The organism is Bacteroides sp. AM16-24, assembly GCF_003471885.1.
GTDB lineage: Bacteria > Bacteroidota > Bacteroidia > Bacteroidales > Bacteroidaceae > Bacteroides.
Map to the genome: position 1 here is coordinate 215,910 of NZ_QRKI01000002.1, position 23,952 is coordinate 239,861.

Here is a 23,952-nt window from a genome sequence, read left to right on the forward strand (position 1 = left end):
CACCTCCAAACAACATTTATGAGATAATGGAACAGAATCCAGAATTGGCACTTGCATGGCAATTTATTGAAAATACAGGCACTCATCTCTTCCTGACCGGTAAAGCTGGTACCGGAAAAACTACATTCCTGCGACAATTGAAGTCCGGAAGCCCTAAACGTATGGTTGTTCTTGCCCCGACAGGCATTGCGGCTATTAATGCAGGTGGTGTAACTATTCATTCTTTTTTTCAACTACCTTTTGCCCCCTACGTGCCCGATACTTCATTCAGTGCGGATGGTAAGGCACAATACCGTTTCCGTTTCGGAAAAGAGAAACTTAACATCATGCGTAGTATAGACCTGCTCGTAATTGACGAAATCAGTATGGTACGTGCCGACCTCCTGGATGCGATAGATGACGTGTTGCGCCGTTTCCGTGATCGTAGCAAGCCTTTTGGCGGTGTACAATTATTGATGATCGGAGATTTACAGCAACTTGCTCCGGTAATCAAAGACGAAGAATGGCAGATGCTAAACCGCTATTATGATACTCCCTATTTCTTTTCCAGTCGGGCATTGAGGCAATCGGAGTACTGTACCATTGAATTGAAGAAAGTTTATCGGCAGAGTGATACTCATTTTCTGGACATGTTGAACCGTATCCGGGAGAATCGTTGTGACAAAATTTTGTTGGATGAGCTGAACCGTAGGTATATTCCGAATTTCAATCCTTCGAAAGAGGAAGGATATATCCAGTTGACTACCCATAACTATCAGGCGCAACGTATCAATGAATATGAACTGGCACAACTACCCGGTCGTTCTTTTACCTTTCGCGCCCAGATAGATGGTAAATTTCCTGAATATTCTTATCCTACTGATGAAGTACTGGAGTTAAAATGTGGTGCGCAAATCATGTTTGTAAAGAACGATTCATCCGGTGAACACCGTTATTACAATGGTATGATCGGTGAGGTGGTAAATGTATCCGCTTTAGGCATTGAGGTGCGTAGTAAAGGAAGTGAGGACGTCTTTATGCTGCAAGAAGAGGAATGGACCAATGCAAAATACGTGCTGGATGAAGAGACAAAAGAGATTACAGAAGATATAGAGGGAGTCTTCAAACAATTCCCACTGAAACTGGCATGGGCTATAACCATTCATAAAAGTCAGGGTTTGACGTTTGAGCGTGCGATAATTGATGCCAGCGCTTCCTTTGCGCACGGACAGACGTATGTGGCATTGAGCCGTTGTAAGACGTTGGAAGGTCTGGTATTAAGTGCTCCATTATCTGCCAGGGCAGTAATCAGTGACAGTGCTGTGGATACCTTTACAGAAGATGCACGTAGAAATGAGCCTGATGAAACGCGTTACCGGAGATTGCAACAAGCGTATTTTCTGGAATTGTTATCAGGATTGTTTGATTTCTTACCATTGGAACTGGCATTGAAGCATTTTGTGAGGTTGGTGGATGAACACTTGTACAAGCTCTATCCCAAACTATTGACTGAATATAAATCAGAAGCGGAACGTTTCCATGAAAAGGTTACGAAAGTCGCTCAAAAATTTAGCTTACAATATACGCGCCTGGTTGATGGTGCGGCGGATTATGCTACAGATAAAAGTTTGCAGGAGCGCATTCACTTGGGAGCGGAATATTTCAAAGAACAATTGGCACCCTTGGATGCTATCAGAAGTAGTACAATTGTAGAATCTGACAATAAAGAGCTGAAGAAACAGTTGAAGACTGCCAGTGAAGAGTTGGATGATTTGCTTCTCTTGAAAGTCGATTTACTGGAATTCGTAATTGATAAGGGATTCCATGTAGGCGAATATCTGAAGCAAAAGGCGGTACTTTCCATTGACGATACGGCATCGACCAAGGGCAAAGGAGAAAAGCGTTCCGGTAATTCTTCCGAAAGAAGGAAACGGAAAGACGAAGCCGAGGAAAGTGGAAATACCCCTGCACGGAAAAAAACAGCAGCAGTGGAAGTACCTTCGGACATCCTGCATCCCGAATTGTACAAGCGTCTGGTGGCATGGCGCAATGCAGAAGCGTCTCAATTAGGATTACCGGTATATACCATAATCCAACAGAAAGCTATTTTGGGTATTACCAATTTATTACCAGAAGATAAATCCGCTCTTCTCCGGATTCCTTATTTTGGTAAAAAAGGAGTGGAAAAATATGGGGATGAGTTGCTGGAGATGGTACGGGTGTACAAGAAGGAGAGTGGAATTGCAGAAACGCTGTTTAGTGATTAGTGGCATTCACCACTAATCACTTATTTAAAGACTGAACATTAGTTTTATTCCTTCTTCCAGAGTATGCGGCTGGTATCCCAGTTCTCTGCGTGCTTTTTCAATGCTTAATCCGCTGAAACGGGGACGGGGAGTTGTTTCTCCCATTTGTTTGGTGGTGACTGGCAGAATTAATGAATAATCCAGATTCAAAGTATCTGCTACGCGATAAGCAATATCGGCTATAGTCAGACATTCCGAGCCACAGATGTGATAAATGCCATTATTGGGATGATTTATCAGTTTCTCTATTCCTTGAGAGACATCGCCTACATAGGTTGGCGTGCGCCATTGGTCGGAAACCACCCGTATTTCTTCATTATTTCTTAAACGATTGGCTACCAATTGCAGAATATTCCCGTGTTGTCCCGGCAAGGCGGCACCATAAACCACTGCCACACGTGCGATGGCATAATTGCTACAGAGCTCAGCTACCCGTTTTTCACCTTTCAGTTTGGTTGCCCCATAATAGTTGACGGGATCAGGAGTATCTTCTTCCGTATAAAGCTGCCCTGTATCTCCATTAAATACAAAGTCGGTAGATAGATGTATAAATCGTGCAGCGGATGCTTCGCACCGGAATGCCAATTGTCCCACAGCGTTGACATTGATACTGTCTGCCTCCTCACGGTGTGCTTCACAATAATCAGGAACGGATAATGCAGACGTGTTAATCACTACATTCGGACGTACTTCCCGGAACAATGCGCTTTGTTCCCCCATCTGGCAGATGTCTGCACTGATAAAACGATAATTCCCGGAATCGGGAGCAATGTCGTCATGCATAGAACAACCTGTTACTATATACTCGTCATTGCGTGACAAATCATTCAAGATCCGGCGTCCTGTGAAGCCATTGGCACCTATTACCAATACTTTTTTCTTCATATTCATATTATTTCAGTATATAATCCCTTGACTGTTGTCTTTTTTTAGTAAGGTCCATTCCTTCCTTGTTGTACTTCGATTCTAATTCCGAATGATCCGTTTGCCGACTTCAGTTCGAAAGCACCTTTGAAGTTATTCCGTTCCCACGGCAGGGCAGAAGGATTAGGGACTTTCCGTCCGTCCTTGTCATACTCTCCATAAGTATTGATGCGCATTCCATTCTTCAGCCGGAAACTTCCCATTTGCAGGTTTTGGGGAGATGATCCGAAACCTGTCAGTCCGAAAGGGTTCATACTGTATATGGTGGAGCTACCTAAACTAAATAAGTGTGAGTAGCCTTGTGAGTAGGTCACATTCGGGTCCAAGCGAAACAGAAAACTATAATCTTTGCTGGCATCGGGAATGTCTAAAGTCATTTTGGGCATTTTGGGAGCTGCCATTTTCATCAGGTTCATATCCAAAAGGAATCCATCAAAATTCTTTGTTGCCGGCATATTCATACTGCGAACACTGTCAGCGGGTACTTCATTCTGGGCATTTACTCTGAAAGAAAGAAGACAGAAAAGTATGATTAGTCCTATATATTTCATCACTTAATGGTCTTTATTTAATGGCGAATATAAGAAATAAGTATGAATTATGGAAATATATAGCATTTATTAAAATAAAACTTGTATATTATATGCTGATATTTGAGTATTGTTGTTATCTTTGGAGCGTAAATAATTGAATTGGTTTTATAAGCAATCTATTTGTTCCTCTCTAACCGGTAAATGAACGGGCTGTATCTCGTGTGGAAATGCAGCCCGTTTTCTATTTCTTTTTTCTATTGAGATGAATCACCGGAGCAAGTATCGGGACTGTTTCCCACTTCATTTTCGAAGCATTGTACGCTCGTTCCACGCCTCCCTGTATTTCCAGATAATCATTGATTTTCACTTCCATGACTACACCGTAGTGGCTTTGTGGATACATAGGATTCATATATCCGTTCAGAGAGTTTTGTTTGCCAAAGCCTGAATATTGTCCGAAGAAGCGGATACGAAGGAAATTGTTGATGCGATAGGCGGCAGAGGCATCCAAGCCAATATCGAATTGAGAACCATGCATGCGCGAAGGGATGGTGTATTTGGCGGTATACATACCCCCTGTCAATTCCCAGCGTTCATTAGGGCGATATATAAAATCGGCACCTGCCTGGATAATTGTTCCCATAGTAGGGTAGGTATTGTAGGTGCTGAATGTGCTCAATATACTATTAGGTGAAAGCTGAAAAGCACCGTAATGCTCGTAATCCATCACGAAAGGATCGTAACTGCTGACCATCTTTCCCATTCTGATATCCATCCACGGAAAGTTGGGATAATAAGTCGGAAGAATGATGCGTAAGTCTGTGCTATCCATGCTGAGAGACGTCTTTACCGGCATATCCCGATTAGGAGCGGCAGCAGTTCCGGGTGGAGGAAACAACGGTTCTTTTCCCATTTCCGTGGGAAAACGATTCAATAATGTGCTGTCCTTTGTTTGCTCGTTTTGTGCAGCAACGCGAAAGGAAACAGTGAGAAGGAACAGAATGATGAATAGTTTTTTCATAAGTCGTTATGTGTTAACGGAAGTTTCAGTTGATGATAAGTTTGTATCCGATACCTCGGACATTGACAATGCGGATACGTTCGTCCTTGGAAAGTTTATGTCGTAATTTAGTGATGAACACGTGCAGGCTGCGCGAATTGAAGAAACTGTCGTCACCCCAAAGATCGAGCAGGATATTCTGGGTATTCACTACTTGATTACGGTTTTCGCACAGGCGTTTCAGGATTTCGGCCTCGCGGTGGGAGAGTTCCTGCTCTATTCCGGTATGGGATAATATCTGTGTGACAGAGTTGAAATGGTAATCGCCTATCTTGAAACAGGTTTCTTCCTTCTTCGGTTCCTCTTTGAATGTAAATGCTTTGCCCACCAGCGCTTTAATGCGTACGATAAGTTCCTGCATACCGAAAGGCTTTTTCAGATAGTCGTTGGCCCCGAGTTCAAAGCCTTCTACCACATCGTTGATGGAAGAACGGGCGGTGAGAAAAAGTACCGGAGTTCGTTTGTCGGTTTGACGGATATGGCGTACCATTTCAAAACCATCCATACGAGGCATCATAACATCTGCTACCAGTACATCAGGGCGTAAGTCGAAGAACATACGCAGACCTTCCTCGCCATCGGCAGCTGTATGGATGATGAAGTTCTGGCCTTCCAGCGTATCTTTGATAATCATGGCGAGGGTTTGTTCATCCTCAACCAGCAGTACCTTGATTTTGTCCATATCTTGATTCATTTTCATAATAAGCAATGTTATTCAGATTCTTATTGTAAAAGTACTTCCTTTTCCCGCTTCACTTCGTACGGTTACAATGCCACCGTGCTTTTCTACCATTGTCTTTACATAGAAAAGCCCCAGCCCGTAGCCTTTGGTATTGTGGATATTTCCTGTCGGAACCCGGTAGAATTTATCGAAAATGTGAGGTTGTTTATCCGTAGGGATACCAATACCGTGGTCTGTAACTGAGATTTCCACTTGTTCCGTTTCCTTTTTCCGGCAACAGATCATTATGTCGGCTTTATCCGGAGAGTATTTGATGGCATTATCTATCAGATTACTCAGAATATTACTAAAGTGTGTACGGTCGGCAATGATTGTCAGGTCTTCCGGTGCAATGTCGAGATTGATTTCTACAGGCTTGCCCGCTTTCAGTTTATGCTGTTCGATGAGTGCCGGGAACAGATCGTGCAAGCTGAGCGTCTCCGGATGCAAACGGAAGGTTTTACGGCGTTCCATACTCATGGAGAGAATTTGTTCCACCAGTCCGCTTAATCGCTGTAACTGTTCCTGGCAGATACCCAGATACTTATCCCGTTGTTGCTTGTCTTCTGCCAGATTGAAATTAAGCAAAGCATCGTTGGCGGCATACGCCACAGCAATAGGTGTTTTCAGCTCGTGGGTAATGTTGTTGGTAAAGTCGCTCTTCATCTCTTCCAGTGTTTTCTGCCGCAAAATGGTGCGGATAAGAAACCAGAAGGAGAAACCTAATATAATAAGAATAACGAATGATGTGGTAAGAATACCGCTCATCTGCCGCAATACAATCTTATAAATAGGCTCTATTGTGAGGCGGTAACTTTGATTGGAGTGAATGTCGAAAGCATAATTATATTGTTTTGCTTTTTCACTGGGTATGTATCCGGGAGTCCCGACAATGGCGAGCGTATCAGTATAAACCAGCGTTGAGTCCGGATCAGCACCGGAATGAAGACGCTCCAATCGGTAGGGAAGTTTAAGCCCCCGTTCTTGCAGATAGGTATTCAGCAGACTGTCATAAACGGCTATATCAGGTTCTATAAAAATATCCAGCCCCGAGTGCATTCCGCGCTGGATGAAAGTGGCAAGTTCCATCATACTGCTTTGGTCACGCAACATCATGTCTATTCCACCTTCGGCTCTTAAAGAAGCCTGAGGTTCATCCTCATTGATCACTGTATCCTCCAGGACCTCTTTTACTGAATCTCTTTCTGCCCAGACTGAAATATTTGTGCCTTCCTGTCCCTGTGTGAAAAGGATATCTCTTGTCGAGTCGTTCGGGTAACTCACTGATACACTATCATACTTCATAGGGATACCTTCTTTTAAAAGTGAACGACTTCCGGCACTGTCTGTTTGGTTAACAGTTGTACTGCTGCGGACAAATGATTTTCCGGAATCGGAATTGTATCCAGCTGAAACCTCTACGGAACCGTGGGCTTTATTTTCTTTTTGCATCTCCTTTACACGAAGCATCATCTCATTATAATCACTCATGCGCATGGCTTCTACGATGCTTTGTTCCAATTCGTGCTTCATTGTTTTGTATAGCCCCGTGATCCAATATGCCTGGTAAATAAAGATACCCAGCAGAGAGATTATGACTAATATAGCGATAGGTTTGAATGGCAGTTTCATGTAGCTCTTGTATTTATATGGACAAAGATAGGAAAGATAACCACTACATGTATGAACGGTAAGACTAAATAACACTTCAGATAACACTAGATAAGACTACGTAAGTTCCGGATAACACAAAGTCCGGAAGATTTCACCGTACTTTGCAGTGCAAGAGCTTAAGGGATGATTCGGTTTTGCACAAGGCATCTTTTGCAAAAGATATAGGGATAATCCAGTTCGTTCCCTTGCATAATTGGGTGCTAACCTTGGTCAACAGGTCTGTCAACCTTGGTTAACAGGCTTGTCAACGTTGGTTAATAGGCCTGTCAACCAAGGTTAACATCCAATAATATCTAAGTCTGAACACATTTATGTCGTATCTAAAACAAATGAACATGAGGTCTTATTACTATCTTTCCCTGATGCTATGTGCATTGAGCGCAGGAGTTTCCGCTCAGGAAATAACGAAAAGTATGGATATTGAGAGCGAACGGACGCTCAGCGCAGACAGTATTATAACACAAGACAAGCAGCTGGACAGTCTTTATCAATCTCTTCCCGAAATAATGATTACCGGGCAACGTCCCATCGTGAAAGCGGAGCAAGGTAAACTGGTGTACGATCTTCCGCGCCTTATTGGTAATCTACCCGTAGATAATGCTTATGACGCTGTGAAGGAACTGCCGGGCGTAACCGAGATGAATGGCGGGTTGATGTTGGCAGGGCAGGGGGTAACTGTAATACTGGATGGCAAAGTTACCACCATGAGTACCGAACAGCTTTATTCTTTGCTGAAAAGTATCCCCTCCAGTCGCATTGAGAAGGCGGAAGTGATGTACAATGCTCCGGCACGCTATCAGGTACGGGGTGCACTTATCAATATCACACTGAAACAAAGCACCGGAGGCCCGTCTTCCTGGCAGGGAGAGCTTTATGGCAAATATAATCAGAAACATTACGAGGGCTTCAACGAACGTGCCAGCCTGATCTATAATGGAAATAAATTCTCAGCAGATTTTCTTTACTCACACAACCACGGACGGGGATATTCTTTAACCGATAAAGAAGCTATGCACTCTCTGGCGGACGGTTCGGCTCATCACATCACAACCGATGAGATGGGCCGGAGCCGTTCACATACCCATAGTTTCCGGGTAGGGGCGGATTACAATATTGCCAAGGATTATCAGCTGAGTTTTGTTTATAATGGAAGTTATTCGACTTACCACAGTCTGATGGATATTTACGGTACGCAGCAGTCCAACACCCGTAGCAGCAGTACCGATTGGCTGCACAACGGGCGTCTGGATTACCGTACACCTTTCGGACTGAAAGTTGGTGCTGAATTGACTTATTACCGTTCTCCATCCGATCAGTTATTGCATAGCAGCATGCAAGGTGAAGAGCTGGCCTTTTATACTGAAGACTGTCAGCGCATCAATCGCTGGAAATTCTTCCTTGCCCAGGAGCATAAGCTGGGTCGTGGATGGGGACTGAATTATGGTGCCGTTTATACTACCAGTATCGACCATAGTTATCAGTATTATTATGATACGGAGAAGGGTGCGGGAACAAAGGCAGGTGTAAGCACAGGTATTCCCGATAATATGCAATCCCGCCGTCGCGAACAAACTCTGAACTTCTATGCGGGTTTCAATAAAAGTTTTGGTGATAAACTTTCCCTGGATGCTTCGCTTGCCGTGGAACATTATAAGACACCGGTATGGAATCAATGGGATTGGTATCCTACCATTAACCTGAGTTATATGCCCGCCCCCGGCTATGTTTGGCAATTGGCTTTGAGCAGTGATAAAGATTATCCTGATTATTGGGCGGTACAGGATGCTATTTCTTATCTGGGCGGTGGATATTCTGAAATACATGGGAACCCGTTCCTGAAACCGGCTCAGGAATATCAACTTCAGTTGACACATATTTTGAAGAGTAAATACATCTTCAGTGCATGGTTTAATCATACGAAAGATTACTCAGTCCAGACTCTTTATCAATCCTCCGAACGTCTGGTGGAGATCTATAAGCATTTGAATTTTAATTACCAGCAACAAGCAGGATTGCAGGCTTCTATACCATTTGATATAAAGCAATTGTTAAATTCTCGTTTAACTTTGATTGGTGTATGGCATCATGAGAAAGATGAGGATTTCTGGGATATTCCTTTCAACCGGAATATTTGTTATGGTATTGCCGTACTGACAAATACTTTCACTCTTTCTAAGAAGCCTGATCTGAAACTGACACTGACGGGAATGGCTCGTAGTAAAGCGACTCAGGGAATTTATGATTTACCGTCTTCAGGGTATGTAAATGCTGCTTTGCGGTATGGCTTTGCCAAAGGAAAGGCTGTTCTGAATCTTTATTGCAATGATATCTTTGAGACGGGACAGATAAAACCACGCATCCGTTTTGGTACGCAGAACGTGACGAATGATTATACTTGTTTCAGGGAAATCGGGGTGTCGTTTACGTATAAATTCGGAGGATACAGGGAGAAGAAGAGGGAGGAAGTGGATAGGTCGAGGTTTAAATAGTGACGAGCTACAAGTAGTTCTGCATTTTCATAAATATTCAGATAGCCTTCAGTTATCAGGATATTAGGAAGTTCCTCTAAAAATCTGAAACAGAAGGGTGTATAAGGATTTTAGTTGCGAGCATACATTTCTTTTAATTTGCGTTTACACTGTATGCGGAAATCCTCAACGGTTAGTCCTTGTTCCCATTCCTGTTCAAATTTATCTTTTTGTGCAATGCGTTCTATTACAAACTCCAATACAGAATTCAATTCTTCCGGTTCGTCTATACGCATTATACGATTGACCAATTGAACCTTCATCGCATTAATATCTCCGTAGATACCTAACGGTTCGGAAGCGTTCGTTTGTAGCACCGGAATATCAGAATATTTTTTGGTCTCTTTCTTTCCCATATCTATCGTTTTTAATAATCGTTTCAATGATAGTACAAATATAGCATGTTTGCTTTATCTTTCAATGATTTGCTGTCATTTAAATGAAGAACTTCTTTTTTAACGATTACTAAAAGCATTCCGCATACTATAAAAATCAGAATCTTTTGTCCCTTCCTCCTCTATATTTCTTAATTTTGTCGGAACAAAATGAAGTATCAACCTTCCGCACACTCAATTTTAAAATGACACTGCGGAACCTAAATTATCGTATTATGATTAACAGATTCGTCTTGAACGAAGTATCCTACTTCGGACCGGGTGCCCGCGAAGTGCTCCCACAGGAAATTAAACGTCTCGGCTTGAAAAAAGCCTTTGTATCTACCGACAAAGATCTGATTAAATTTGGTGTAGCTGACAAGGTACTTTCCGTATTGGATAAGGCAGGCATACCCTATGTTGTATTCAGCGATATTAAACCAAATCCTACGGTTAGTAATGTAAATGCAGGTGTGAAAGCGTTTGCAGAATCCGGTGCCGATTTTATTCTGGCTATTGGTGGTGGTTCTTCCATCGATACATCAAAAGCTATTGGCATTATCACTAATAACCCGGAATTCAGCGATGTGGTTTCTTTGGAAGGCGTAGCACCGACTAAAAAGAAATCCGTGCCTATCATCGCTCTGCCTACTACAGCTGGAACAGCTGCCGAGGTAACTATCAACTACGTGATTACCGATGAAGTGAATGAAAAGAAGATGGTATGTGTAGATCCGAATGATATTCCTGCCATTGCCATTGTGGATGCCGAATTGATGTACACTTTGCCTAAAGGGCTGACCGCTTCTACGGGATTGGATGCATTGACACATGCTATTGAGGGTCTGATTACTAAGGGAGCTTGGGAAATGAGTGATATGTTTGAAATTAAAGCTATCGAAATGATTACCCGTTATCTGGAAACGGCCGTGTTTGAGCCGACAAATGCAGAGGCACGTAATGGTATGGCGGTAGCGCAATATATTGCAGGTATGGCGTTCTCTAATGTAGGTTTGGGTGTTGTTCACGGCATGGCACATCCGTTGGGTGCTATTTTTGATATACCTCACGGTGTGGCTAATGCGTTGTTGCTGCCTATCATTATGGAATTCAATGCTCCTGCTGCGCTTGATAAGTATGTGGAAATTGCTAAGGCGATGAAAGTATATAAAGAAGGTATGAGCCAGGAAGAAGCTGCACGTGCTGCCGTAGATGCGGTGAGAGCACTGTCAGTAAGAGTCGGTATTCCGCAACACCTTTCTGAATTAGGTATCAAGGAAAGCGATCTCGACAAGCTGGCTACGGCTGCTATTGCCGATGTTTGTACACCGGGTAATCCTCGCGAGGTGACGAAGGAGATTATCCTGGATTTATACAAAAAAGCGTTGTAGTTAGTGATAATCACTTATTAAACTATCGGGAACAGAAGTGTAAACGTGCTTCCTTCTCCCACTTTTGATTGCACCGTAATGCTACCATGATGCTGGTGCATGATTTGGCGCGAGATGGTTAACCCAATACCTGAACCGGTAGGTTTTGTGGTGAAGAATGGAATGAAAATACGTTCCTGAACTTCCGGATCGATGCCGGTTCCATTATCAGTAACACGCAGGAAAAGGTGATTTCCTAGAGTGATGCCCGCGGAAAGAGTGATTTGTGTCGCTTCGTTTTCGCGGGCATTCCGTATCAGGTTGATAAGTACCTGTTCTATTTGCTCTTTATCTGCAATCAGGCGCAACGGAACGTTGGGAAGAGAGAGGTGTAGATCATCTGTATCATTTTGCATCAATTGAACGACTCCTTTCAGCAGTTCTCCGGCATTATAAAGTTTTAATAAAGGGTGGGGCAGGTGCGATACTTCCCGGTAACTATTCATAAAGCGTACCAGCCCGTTCCCTCTACGACCGATGGTTTGCAGCATCTGCTTCATCTCTGTTTTGGTTTCTTCATCCCCCTCCAGACTATCGGCATATTTGGTAAGAAGTTCGGTCAGTGATATGATAGGAGTGATGGAATTCATAATTTCATGCGTCAGTACGCGGATTAGCTTCTGCCATGCTTCCGTTTCACGGCTATCCAAGGCGGAATGGATATTTTTCATTCCCGCAATCAACAGCTTCCTGCCCTGAATGATGAATTCCATGCCGGAAAGGGCAAGCTGCACAGTCTCTTCCTCTTCTTTGATTTGCCAGACGGAAAGGTCGCCCGCTTTCAATGTGCGCAGTTTTTCCGGCAGATTCGGATGAAACTCTGTCAAGTCATCCACCGTTCGCGGATGTTCCATGTGTATCAGACGCTTTGCCGCTTCGTTAATCCATTCCATTTGCCCGTCAGGAGCATAAACGAGTACTACCATATCTATGTGATTGGCCAGAGCCTGGAAGTATTGCAACTGGCTTTCTTTCTTTTGCAGATTACTGCGATAGTGTTTAAGGGCATCCTGCATCTCGGTCAATAACTCTTCGGGGAGAGTTTGCGGAGCATTAGGATGGGCGGCAGGAGAAGATAGGAATTCAGAGTATCGCACTGACCAAATGAATTGAGCCATCGCACGTGCAGAATGTAATATATACCGATAGATAGCGTAAGCCACAAACGCAGTGAGGCAGAGTGCTACAAACAGGCTGATATAAAACCCGTGCACGGCCAGCCATGCCGAACACAAACAACATGCCAGCAATCCGACCGTAAGCCAGAGAGGCGTCTTCGCCCAAGCTTGTTTCTTCATAATCCGAACTTTTCAATCCTTCTATATAGTGATGTCCTCGTTATCCCCAGCATTTCCGCAGCCAACGTGATGTTTCCTCCGCATATCCGCAGCACCTCATTGATAGTTTTCCGTTCCATTCGTTCCAGATTATATTTTTCTTTTTCGGGAATGGCATTGGAAGATTGAGGCGAACGTAGCATGAAATCATCTGCCGTCAGCATTGTTCCTGTAGAAAGGATGACGGCACGCTCGATGGCATGCTCCAGTTCACGCACATTGCCCGGCCAACGGTAAAGTTGTAGCATCTTTCGTGCTTCTTTGGAAATTCCCCGAAGTTCTTTCTTATACTTCTTCCGATAGCGTTGGAGAAAGAAATCGGCTAACAGGAACAGGTCGTTCCCACGTTCCCGCAAAGGCGGAATACGAATTTCAATCGTATTGATGCGGTACAGTAAATCCTGGCGGAATTGTCCGTCATCGATGGCACTGTATAAATCCGTATTTGTGGCACAAATCAACCTTACATCTACAGGATAGGAGGTGGTAGAACCGAGCCGTGAACTCTTTCTCTGTTCAATGACCGAAAGCAACTTCGCTTGAAGCGGAAGACTCAGATTGCCGATTTCATTCAGAAACAACGTTCCGCCTGAAGCTACTTCCACACGTCCCGGCTTATTCTTGCGGGCGTCGGTAAATGCACCCTTTTCATATCCGAACAATTCGCTTTCGAACAACGTGTCCGGAATACTTCCTAAATCGATAGGTACGTATATCTCATTCTTGCGGGGGGACTGTTCGTAAACATAGCGGGCAATCAAGTCTTTACCTGTTCCGTTTTCTCCCAGGAGCAAAAGGTTCGCATCTGTTTCGGAAAATTTTCTTATCGTCTGAAAAATAGCTTGCATGGCGGCAGATTCACCGATGACGCGTGTAGGCTCAGGGGGAAGAGTCAAAGCTTCTCTTTGTTCTTTTAAAGTCTCCTTCTGTTGTTTCAGGGTTTCTACTTCCGTCCGGCTGAAACTGAGTTGCAGGGCGGAAGACACGGTGGCTATCAGTTTCTCGTTTTGCCAGGGTTTGGGAATGAAATCTGTGGCACCTTGCTTAATGGCCTGAACTGCCTTCTCCGTATCCGCATAGGCGGTAATGAAGATGACAACAGCTTTCTCGTCCAGCTTCAGTATCTCGTCCAACCAATGGAATCCCTCTTTCCCACTGACGGCATCCCGACGGAAATTCATGTCAAGCAAGATGACGTTGAAGTGGGTACGAGAGATGAGCGGCAGCAATTCACGTGGATCAGTTGTCATAGTAATACTTTCTACCAAAGGACGCAGTAGCATTTTCAAGGTGAAGAGAATGTCTTCATTATCGTCTACAATGAGTATCTTTCCTCGTTTCATCATACTTAAAGTTAAGTTTAAAATGTGCGGATACAGGGCTCTTTTCCGGACATGTACAAAGATAGGTAAAGTTTTTGAAAAAGAAGTGTACGGAAGCGTGCATTTGGTGTACGATATCGTGCAATTTTGTGAAATGATATTGTGCTTAAGTAAATGAAAAACAATGTATTATTCTTTTGGTATAGTTCTTGCGAAACTTCCGTAGAAGAAAGTCTTATTCTAATAAATGCGATTATGATAAAGCATTATATAAAAGTTGCACTCCGGTTGATCAAGCGGAGCTTCCTATTTTCTACCATCAATATGCTGGGCTTTGTATTTGGCATGACGGCAGCGTTTCTCATTTACCTCTGGGTGATAAACGAGCTGACGTATGATAATTGTTTTCCGGATGCAGACCGTATTTCCAGAGTGATAGAAGTGAGCCGGGAGACGAGTGGCGAGGTAAAGGAATCTCCTGAAAGTATACGCTCACTTGTGAAAGTTTTTAAGGAAGATTTTCCACAAGTAGAAGATGCGACAGCTATCAAATATGAAGATAACCTTACACTGGAGACAGATGATGAGAAAAGAATAATTGGTAAATATGTCCATGTGGACAGTACGTTTTTTCATGTCTTTCCCTTCCCTATAATAGAAGGTAACCCCGAACGACTATGGGATAATCTTGATAATGTTGTATTATCCGAGGTTATGGCACGAAAACTATTTGGAAATGCTTCTGCCATAGGAAAAAAAGTGAAAAGAAACTATGTTGGACGGACTGATGTACACACTGTTGTTGCCGTGGTTAAGATACCTGCGAAAAGTCACATACAGTTTGATGTTGCCTTTTCGATAGATGCATACGGTCTCTTCTCCATGGGGTGGAATTGGGATAGCATGCGTCGTGGAATGCATGTTTATGTAAAAATGAAACAGGGTGACGAGGGTAAGTTGTATCGTCAGGAGCAAAGAACAATGAGGCATGCTCTCAAAAAGTTTGGTGAGAAACGAACGCTATTGCGTTTCCAGCCGATAAGAGATATTCATCTACATACAACTTTCTCTGATGAAAACGTTAAGAATCATGGTAGCCTTGCCACTATGTACCTATTTGTGGCGTTAGCCATTCTGGTCATCTTTATGGGTGCATTCAATTTCATGACACTTTCCACAGCTCGGGCGTCACTACGCTATAAAGAAATAGGGGTGCGCAAAGTAACGGGTGCCAAACGGAAAACACTTATTACACAGTTTCTCTCAGAAAGTTTAGTACAATCATTTATTTCTCTGGTACTTGCTTTAGCTCTGACGGAACTTATGCTGCCTCTGTTCAACCAAGCTATGGAAACTGCTATAACATTAAGAATGAATTGGGATATTATTTTCTATATTCTGTTTGGTATTATAGGCATAGGTTGTTTGGCTGGTGCTTATCCAGCATTTTATCTTTCATCAGTCAATCCGTTGCTTGCTTTCAAAGGCGGACGAAAGACCGGCAAGAAAGGAGGGCTTATCAAAGGATTGGTTTGCATCCAGTTTTTCATAGCTATAGTATTGATGTTGATGACTTTCATTGTACTGAAGCAACTTCACTTCATGGAGAATAAGGATTTGGGACTTGACAGAGAGAATATTGTCTCCATCCATACAAGCTTATGGTACGAAGTTGCTGATTTCAAACAAGACTTATTGAGGAATCCCGATATTAAGAGTGTTTCGATGGGTTCGCCTATTGAAAGTTTTGGAGAAGGAAATCTGGAAAAGAAAAACGGACAAGCGGCAATCAGGTGGACAGATATAGATGGAAAGACAGATTCGTTGCAAATGATGGAGATATGGGCGGATGGTGATTTTGTAAAAACTTTCGGATTACAATTATTGAAAGGGGAGTTGATGGATTCTTATTTTGAGAATTACTGGATGCAGAGTGATTCTGATAAGCCTGTTCAGCCAACGATTGTCATCAATGAAACAGCATGGAAAGCGATGAAAGTTGCTGACCCGATAGGTATGGAAGTCTATAAAGAATTTAGTGGATGGGCCGTGAAATCCCGTATTGTTGGTGTGGTGAAAGATTTTAATTTTCAGTCATTGCGTGAGAAAATGAAACCTGCTTATATATACTATAATCCGGAGTGTCTGGGCGATATGTATATTAAGATAGCCCCCGAGCGTAAACAGGAGACTTTGAAATATATTCAGCAGAAATTTGAAGAATGGGCGGTGCGTGATGATATTTTCGTCAAAGAATTCAATTATCAGTTTTTCTCCGATACTCTGAACAAGAATTATGCCAAAGAGCAGCAACAAAGCCGGATGCTGTTATTTTTCACCATCATTGCCATTGTTATTGCTATGATGGGGGTATTCGGGCTGGTTGCTCTTTCTACCGAGCAGCGGACTAAAGAGATAGGTGTCCGCAAAGTGAATGGGGCTCATTCCGACCGCATAGTACGGATGTTCTGTTTGGAATATCTTCGCTGGATAGGCATTGCTTTCGTGATGGCTTGCCCGTTAGGATATTTCTTAATGCATCGTTGGTTGAGTGAATTTGCTTATCAAACGCCCATTAGTTGGTGGCTATTCCTGTTGGCAGGGGTAATGATAGCGGGTATTACTTCATTTACTGTCTTTGGACAGACATGGCGGAAAGCATCACAAAATCCGGTAGAAGCATTGAGGTATGAGTAAGATTCATTTCATACATAATGAAAAATAGATTTGGATATAATGATAACGAGATTTGATTATAATGAAAAAAATAAATTGAATATGATAAAGACTATTGGACTCAGTAAGATATTTCGTACGGAAAGCGTGCAGACCACTGCATTGAATGAAGTAAGTTTGGAAATCAATCAGGGAGAGTTTGTTGCCATTATGGGACCTTCCGGTTGTGGTAAGTCTACCTTGCTGAATATGATAGGTTTGCTTGATAGCCCCACTTCCGGTGAACTTTGGTTTCTGGATCAGGAAGTTTCCCACTACTCCGAGAATGACCGTACGGATTTGCGTAACGGAAATCTTGGTTTTGTATTCCAAAGTTTCAATCTGATAGATGAACTTACAGTCTTTGAAAACGTGGAACTTCCTTTGCTCTATGCCGGAGTGTCCACGCGTGAGCGTGTGAAACGTGTCAATGAGGCTTTGGAGCGTATGCAGATAGCTCACCGCACCGAGCATTATCCGCAACAACTTTCCGGTGGACAGCAACAGCGTGTGGCCATAGCGCGTGCCATTGTTACCAATCCACGTATTATCCTCGCTGATGAACCTACGGGAAATCTGGATTCTACGAACGGTAATGAAGTGATGAGCCTCCTGAAAGAACTGAATCGTGATGGGGCCACTGTTGTTATGGTTACCCACTCTGAAGAGAATGCCCGTGAAGCAGAAAGAATCATACGGATGATGGACGGATATATATTGACTGAAAGTAAAAACGCCCGATAATAGATTCTTGTGTTTTGCAACATTTTTTAATAAAAAAAACTTTTTTCTTTCATGTAAATGAGAAAAAAGCTCTTTCTTTGTTAGTAGTAATTATCATAAACCTGTTTGGCAATGACACATTATAAACTGCTATTACTGCTGGTAAGTTTCTTTTGCATAACTTCCTTGTATGCACAAAAACGTAACTTTCTGATGTATAAGGATTCTGTATTGGGAAAGGATACTCTCATACTCAATGTTGAATTCTCCTTTGGAGCATCTTCCGCGTCCGCTAAACAGAGGCAATATTCTATTTCAATAGAGAAGAATGGCCGTATTGTGAAAACTTATGATGCCAAAGATATTGTAGGTTATCGGGAAGGCGGTACAACTTACGCTCCCAAAGTGATTTTAGTCAACGGAGAGAGGCGGAAAGTATTGTTACCTCGCATTTATTGGAAAGAGCCTGTACAGATGTATGTTTTCATCACCGATGAAGGAAATAAAGAATATTATTTTCAAAATGACAAGGATGAAAATTCTCCTTTACATCCGATGAGAGATGATCCTCAAACTGGCTACGTAAACCCGTTGAAAACATATTTGGAAGAATTTCCGATAGCACAGGATAATGAAGAGGTAAAAGCATATATCCGTTCGATGAAACCTACGGTCAACTCTTTTAGAAGCCGATACAAAGTTTGCCGAACCGGCAATGCGAATTATATTCCGCGTATCCGTTGGGGAGTATTGGCAGGAGCAGGCATTGCCAAATTAGTTTTAGAATCTTATGATTTTAAGCCTAAATTGCAAGGGTTTGTTGGTGTTTTTGCCGACATACCTCTGATTGATGGATTTTCTTTTCATCCGGAACTGACTTATCGTAAGTATGCTTTTAGTAAATTAGAGGAGAGCAAGACGAAATTGAATGTTGTTTATAATCGGCAAGATTTTGTCTTGCCGTTAATGTTACGTTATACTTTGGTATCGCTGAAAGGGAAAATATTACCCTATATGCAATTAGGGGCAGAATTGGGATATGCCCTAAAAAATGAATCAGCCAGTCAATATACGACTACTGATCCGGATGACTTCATCGTATGGACCGAGAGTGGAATCATAAAACATGATAAGTTCGGAATTGCCTATACGGCTGGTATTGGAACAGAATGGAAAATTCGTTCTAATCATTCTTTATTTTTGGATTTACGTTATTGCAAGGAAACTACAAAAGATTATCTGACAGGTTATTATGCTGTTGTTTCTTTTAACCTCTAAAAACAATTGGTTATGAAAACGAATTATTTTTTATGTATATTCATCCTTAGGATTAGCTGCGTATTGTTTTTCTTTTGTTCTTGTGAGGATGCGGAATTGGCTCTCACTAATTCTGCTAAAGTGAGTATACAGGCTGAATGGAAGGATTATTCGTTTCATTTTTCAGCGAATGTCAAGAGCTCTGGCAATCTAAAGACAGAGGAACGAGGATTTGTGAAGGTTATTCCGGCCCACAATGAAGATATGGAGTCATGTCCGGAGCAAACAGAAACTTTGATTATTCCGCTAACCGGAGATTTTTCCTATCAGACAGAGAAAGATAATCTGATGAGTGGCTTAGAGTGTTGGGTTTATGCATATGTGAAGACTAATTATGGTAACTTCCGCAGTGAAATTACAGTATTGAAAACCCCCAACCAATCGCAACCGCAGATCACTTCGGTACGTCATGTCCCCTCACCGGAAGGTCCCAGTCTGGGAGGTGGCACTGTTTATATTGACGGCACCGGTTTCTCTAATATAAAAAGACGGATTGCGGTTTCTATAAAAACAGTGGGAGATTTATGGAATCCACCACAGAGTATTTTTCTGGATATTCAGGAAGCATCATTTACGCGGATTGTTGCTACCTATCCTTCCCATGAATGGAATCTGGTGGGAGATTTCCCATTAACTGTATTTGTGGGTAATTATGAAAACAAGGCTGTTGATACATTCAAAGTAGAAGGGGTACTGTTAAAAAGTATATCACCTTGTGTGCTTCGATATGGAGAAAAGGCAATGGTACAAATGTCAGGATTCTCTCCGAACAGTGACTTTCAACTTGCAGCGTATGAATCCGGAGATTATAAAATAGTGTCTACTACCGAGCAAGGAGTGGAATTACAAGTCTTCCCTGATTATTATGATCCCACTAACGATAGGGAATGTCAATTATTCTATTATGATAAAAATACGAATATGTATTCCACTCGCCTGTCGTTCCATGTGCCTGCGTCTAAGTGGTTGGAAAGAAATGCTTTTAAGATGTTAAGTCCTAATGCCAAGCAGTATAATTGTTTCTATCAAGGTAAAGGCTATTTTTATGATACAGACAATTTTTTTGATTCGAATAACAATAAATTGAAAGTATATGACTTGGAAACATTCTCATGGGAATATTATCCGCTCATGGACAACGACCACAATTATGGCATTAATGAATATGCCGACTTATTTGCCCATGAGGGATATATTTATCTTTCAATCAAGCGTCGAAGAAATAAAGAAGGAACCAATACTGTTCTTTCTTGGCAGTGCCTCTATCGCTTCAATGTCAATACTCATCGGTGGGAACAGTTGAAGAACATTGCCGACAACGCTGAAGATTGTATGAATATAGATGCCGTCTGGTTCGATGGGCAGCAACTATATGTACATTCTGATAAGCCTTTTTTATGGGAATATAATCCTACAACAGACAGTTGGCAAAAGACTAACATACATTTCCCTGCCGACTTCATGTATACAGGCGAGCATAATGGTTACATCTACTATCAAACAGAAGATAAGCATATTTACCGCTTCAAGAAAGAACAACCGGAAAAAGTAGAATATTTTGGCACACTGGAACTTCCTGTTTCCAAAGAGGCGGCAGTCTGCGGGGACTATATTTACTATAGATATGAGAAAGGAGTGTTCCGCATACCGCTATCACAATCTGTAGGAGGGATGCTTGAGGTTGAATCATTAGGTGCCGTGGATGCATTCTATTATTGCCATGGTACATTCTTCTCTCACAATGGAGATATTAATTACCTTTTAGCTACTCGGCCCAGTGCTATGGGATGGGGAGATTGCCATTTATATGAATATTCTAATTGAGACTTATAAGGAACGCTCAAGAGGCTTTCTTATCCTAAAATCTTGCTATCTGCACTCTTTTTCGTACTTTTGTAACTTTCAAAAAGAAAGTTTTATTTAAAGAAGTTCTCTGTATGAAATCAGACATTGAAATAGCCCGCAGCATAGAGCTGAAGAAGATTAAGCAGGTAGCCGAGAATGTAGGTATTCCACGTGAAGAAGTAGAAAACTACGGACGGTATATTGCTAAAATCCCTACACATCTGATTGATGAAGAAAAAGTGAAGAAAAGTAACCTGATTTTGGTAACTGCTATTACCGCTACCAGAGCAGGTATTGGTAAAACTACAGTTTCTATCGGTCTGGCTTTGGGATTGAATAAAATTGGTAAAAAGGCGATTGTTGCTTTGCGTGAGCCTTCATTAGGACCTTGTTTCGGCATGAAGGGTGGGGCAGCAGGTGGCGGTTATGCCCAGGTGCTTCCTATGGAAAAGATAAATCTGCACTTTACAGGAGATTTTCATGCCATCACTTCGGCGCACAATATGATATCCGCATTGCTCGACAATTATCTTTATCAGCATCAGGCGGATGGATTCGGGCTGAAAGAGATTATCTGGCAGCGTGTACTGGATGTGAACGACCGTTCTTTGCGTAGTATTGTCACGGGTTTAGGTCCCAGTACGAACGGTATTACCGAAGAATCCGGCTTTGATATTACCCCTGCATCCGAAATTATGGCTATTCTTTGTCTGGCAAAGGACATAGACGACCTGAAACGACGGATTGAGAATATTATTCTTGGTTTCCGATTTGATGGTTGTCCATTCACAGTGAAGGAGTTAGGTATTGCTGGAGCTATTACTGTCTTGTTGAAAGATGCCATTAATCCGAACTTAGTTCAAACTACCGAAGGATCGGCTGCTTTTGTTCATGGAGGTCCATTCGCCAATATTGCACATGGTTGTAACTCTATTCTGGCAACGAAAATGGCCATGACTTTCGGCGACTATGTTGTAACGGAAGCCGGCTTCGGTGCTGACCTCGGTGCGGAGAAATTTTATAATATCAAATGCCGTAAAAGTGGATTGCAACCAAAGTTGACTGTAATTGTTGCCACCGCACAAGGTTTGAAAATGCATGGAGGCGTCAGCCTTGATCGTATTAAAGAGCCCAATATGGAGGGATTGCAGCAAGGTTTCGGTAATCTTGATAAGCATATACGTAATCTGCGTTCGTTCGGTCAGACGGTGGTGGTTGCTTTTAATCGTTTTGCCAGTGATACAGACGAGGAAGTGGAAGCGATCCGTCATCACTGTGAGGAAAAATTAGGCGTTGGTTTTGCTGTCAACAATGCATTTGCAAAAGGTGGAGAAGGAGCCGTGGAACTTGCTAATCTGGTAGTGGATGCTATTGAGAAGAAACCTTCCGAACCTTTGAACTTCAGTTATAGTGAGAATGATAGTGTAGAACAAAAGATAGAGAAGATAGCTTGTAATCTATATGGTGCCAGTGTGGTGACTTATAGCATTCATTCACGCAAAATCATTAAACTGATAGAGAAGATGGGCATTGGTCATTATCCGGTTTGTATAGCTAAAACTCAATATTCTTTCTCTGCCGATCCGAAGATATATGGTGCAGTGAATAATTTTGAATTCCACATCAAGGATATTGTAATCAATAACGGTGCGGAAATGATTGTTGCCATTGCAGGAGAAATTTTACGTATGCCGGGACTTCCTAAAGAACCACAGGCTATGCATATCGATATTGTGAATGGAAATATAGAAGGATTGAGCTGAATCAGCTAGTAGACATAAAAAGAAATCCGCAGTCTTTTATTAGGCTGCGGATTTTTTATAACGTTTTTTATATACGTTTTCTTAGTATGCAAACAGCGGATATTTTTCCATAGTCTTATTCACGCGTGCGCGAACTTCGGCAATAACCGCTTCATTTTCTACATTGGACAGAACCGTTTCAATCATTTCTGCAATTTCCAGCATCAGATCTTCTTTAGCACCACGAGTAGTGATGGCAGGAGTACCCAGACGGATACCGGAAGTTTGGAATGCAGAGCGGCTATCGAACGGAACCATATTCTTGTTTACAGTGATATCGGCAGATACCAATGCTTTTTCAGCAACTTTACCTGTGAGATCAGGATATTTGCTACGTAGGTCAACTAGCATAGAGTGATTATCCGTACCACCTGAAACGATTGTAAAGCCACGGTCGATTAATGCTTGTGCCAGTACGGCTGCATTTTTCTTCACTTGAGCAGCATATTCTTTGAATTCAGGTTGCAGGATTTCACCGAATGCAACAGCTTTTGCTGCAATAACGTGTTCCAACGGACCGCCCTGAATACCCGGGAATACGGCTGAGTCGATCAGCTGAGACATCATCTTGATTTCACCCTTCGGTGTTGTTTTTCCCCAAGGATTAGGGAAGTCTTTGCCAATCAAGATGATACCACCGCGAGGACCACGCAAAGTCTTATGGGTAGTAGAAGTAACGATATGAGCATACTTCACAGGGTTATCCAGCAATCCGGCTGCAATCAGTCCGGCAGGGTGAGCCATATCGATCATCAGGATAGCACCTACTTTGTCTGCGATTTCGCGCATACGTTTGTAGTCCCATTCGCGGGAATATGCTGAACCGCCACCGATGATCATTTTAGGTTTTTCGCGCAAAGCAACTTCTTCCATCTGGTCATAGTCTACGCGACCAGTTTCCTTATTCAGATTATATTCACAGGGAGTATAGATAATACCGGAAGTATTTACTAAAGAGCCGTGTGAGAGGTGACCGCCGTGAGCCAGATTCAATCCCATGAATTTGTCACCCGGATTCAATACAGCGAGGAATACAGCTGCATTAGCCTGTGCGCCTGAGTGGGGTTGCACGTTAGCCCATTCTGCACCAAAGATTTCCTTTATGCGGTCGATAGCAATTTGTTCGCTCTGGTCTACTACTTCGCAACCTCCGTAGTAACGTTTGCCAGGATAACCTTCTGCATACTTGTTAGTGAGACAGGAGCCCATTGCCTCCATTACTTGGTCACTTACAAAATTCTCTGATGCAATCAGTTCAATACCTTTGAGCTGACGTTGATGTTCTTTTTCGATGATATCGAAAATTAAATCGTCTCTTTTCATTTTGCTTACTTAGATAAGTTTGATAAATCTGTGTTCTCT

Annotated in this window: 17 protein-coding genes; 8 read left to right on the forward strand and 9 right to left on the reverse strand. The window is 42.4% G+C overall.

The annotated features are described in order from the left end of the window. The first annotated feature begins 26 nt into the window (after window positions 1–26). On the forward strand, window positions 27–2,246 hold the full coding sequence (locus DW182_RS03425) for an HRDC domain-containing protein (protein ID WP_118294695.1): 2,220 nt from the start codon (window positions 27–29) through the stop codon (window positions 2,244–2,246). A 24-nt stretch (window positions 2,247–2,270) separates the two neighbouring features. Here the strand turns inward: DW182_RS03425 and DW182_RS03430 are convergent, their stop codons facing one another. The 5 genes from DW182_RS03430 to DW182_RS03450 all read right to left on the reverse strand — a co-directional run bounded on the left by DW182_RS03430 (window position 2,271) and on the right by DW182_RS03450 (window position 7,155). Next, window positions 2,271–3,170, reverse strand: coding sequence for an SDR family oxidoreductase (locus DW182_RS03430; protein ID WP_118294810.1), 900 nt, complete (start codon window positions 3,168–3,170; stop codon window positions 2,271–2,273). 44 nt (window positions 3,171–3,214) lie between these two features. Beyond that, window positions 3,215–3,760: an occludin gene (locus tag DW182_RS03435; protein WP_118294696.1), complete on the reverse strand. Its 546-nt coding sequence runs from the start codon at window positions 3,758–3,760 to the stop codon at window positions 3,215–3,217. A gap of 223 nt (window positions 3,761–3,983) precedes the next feature. Continuing rightward, complete coding sequence (locus tag DW182_RS03440) at window positions 3,984–4,763, reverse strand: hypothetical protein (protein WP_021967606.1); 780 nt, start codon at window positions 4,761–4,763, stop codon at window positions 3,984–3,986. 25 nt (window positions 4,764–4,788) lie between these two features. After that, window positions 4,789–5,484 carry a response regulator transcription factor gene (locus tag DW182_RS03445; RefSeq protein WP_044154994.1) on the reverse strand — a complete coding sequence of 232 codons (696 nt, stop codon included), beginning with the start codon at window positions 5,482–5,484 and terminating at the stop codon, window positions 4,789–4,791. 33 nt (window positions 5,485–5,517) lie between these two features. Further along, entirely contained in the window at window positions 5,518–7,155 is a 1,638-nt protein-coding gene (locus DW182_RS03450; protein ID WP_118294697.1) for a sensor histidine kinase KdpD, read from the reverse strand. Window positions 7,156–7,532: 377 nt separating this feature from the next. On the opposite strand from DW182_RS03450, the gene DW182_RS03455 reads away from it, so the two are divergent. Beyond that, complete coding sequence (locus DW182_RS03455; protein WP_118294811.1) at window positions 7,533–9,686, forward strand: outer membrane beta-barrel family protein; 2,154 nt, start codon at window positions 7,533–7,535, stop codon at window positions 9,684–9,686. A gap of 110 nt (window positions 9,687–9,796) precedes the next feature. On the opposite strand, the gene DW182_RS03460 is transcribed toward DW182_RS03455, so the two are convergent. Then, the gene (locus tag DW182_RS03460; protein WP_118294698.1) at window positions 9,797–10,081 is read right to left on the reverse strand and encodes a hypothetical protein; all 285 of its coding nucleotides are present in this window, start codon (window positions 10,079–10,081) and stop codon (window positions 9,797–9,799) included. A 254-nt stretch (window positions 10,082–10,335) separates the two neighbouring features. On the opposite strand from DW182_RS03460, the gene fucO reads away from it, so the two are divergent. Further along, window positions 10,336–11,490, forward strand: a complete 1,155-nt coding sequence (gene fucO, locus DW182_RS03465; protein WP_118294812.1) for a lactaldehyde reductase — start codon at window positions 10,336–10,338, stop codon at window positions 11,488–11,490. A gap of 17 nt (window positions 11,491–11,507) precedes the next feature. Here the strand turns inward: fucO and DW182_RS03470 are convergent, their stop codons facing one another. After that, window positions 11,508–12,827: a PAS domain-containing sensor histidine kinase gene (locus tag DW182_RS03470; protein WP_118294699.1), complete on the reverse strand. Its 1,320-nt coding sequence runs from the start codon at window positions 12,825–12,827 to the stop codon at window positions 11,508–11,510. Continuing rightward, window positions 12,824–14,209 (reverse strand): sigma-54 dependent transcriptional regulator, encoded by a 1,386-nt coding sequence (locus DW182_RS03475; protein WP_199678546.1) that lies wholly within the window; start codon window positions 14,207–14,209, stop codon window positions 12,824–12,826. The genes DW182_RS03470 and DW182_RS03475 overlap by 4 nt, the downstream gene beginning before the upstream one ends. 234 nt (window positions 14,210–14,443) lie before the next feature. Here DW182_RS03475 and DW182_RS03480 point away from each other — a divergent pair, with 234 nt between their 5' ends. The 5 genes from DW182_RS03480 (at window position 14,444) to DW182_RS03500 (ending at window position 22,551) form a co-directional block, all read left to right on the forward strand. After that, window positions 14,444–16,885: an FtsX-like permease family protein gene (locus DW182_RS03480; RefSeq protein ID WP_199678541.1), complete on the forward strand. Its 2,442-nt coding sequence runs from the start codon at window positions 14,444–14,446 to the stop codon at window positions 16,883–16,885. Between the two features lie 81 nt (window positions 16,886–16,966). Next, entirely contained in the window at window positions 16,967–17,647 is a 681-nt protein-coding gene (locus tag DW182_RS03485; protein WP_117691442.1) for an ABC transporter ATP-binding protein, read from the forward strand. Window positions 17,648–18,361: 714 nt separating this feature from the next. After that, window positions 18,362–18,904, forward strand: a complete 543-nt coding sequence (locus DW182_RS22760; RefSeq protein ID WP_370449795.1) for a porin family protein — start codon at window positions 18,362–18,364, stop codon at window positions 18,902–18,904. A 12-nt stretch (window positions 18,905–18,916) separates the two neighbouring features. Next, window positions 18,917–20,767 carry an IPT/TIG domain-containing protein gene (locus DW182_RS03495; protein ID WP_117691392.1) on the forward strand — a complete coding sequence of 617 codons (1,851 nt, stop codon included), beginning with the start codon at window positions 18,917–18,919 and terminating at the stop codon, window positions 20,765–20,767. A 113-nt stretch (window positions 20,768–20,880) separates the two neighbouring features. After that, window positions 20,881–22,551 carry a formate--tetrahydrofolate ligase gene (locus tag DW182_RS03500; RefSeq protein WP_118294703.1) on the forward strand — a complete coding sequence of 557 codons (1,671 nt, stop codon included), beginning with the start codon at window positions 20,881–20,883 and terminating at the stop codon, window positions 22,549–22,551. A gap of 81 nt (window positions 22,552–22,632) precedes the next feature. Here DW182_RS03500 and glyA read toward each other — a convergent pair whose 3' ends face one another. After that, complete coding sequence (gene glyA, locus DW182_RS03505) at window positions 22,633–23,913, reverse strand: serine hydroxymethyltransferase (RefSeq protein ID WP_007662840.1); 1,281 nt, start codon at window positions 23,911–23,913, stop codon at window positions 22,633–22,635. Between the last annotated feature and the right edge of the window lie 39 nt (window positions 23,914–23,952).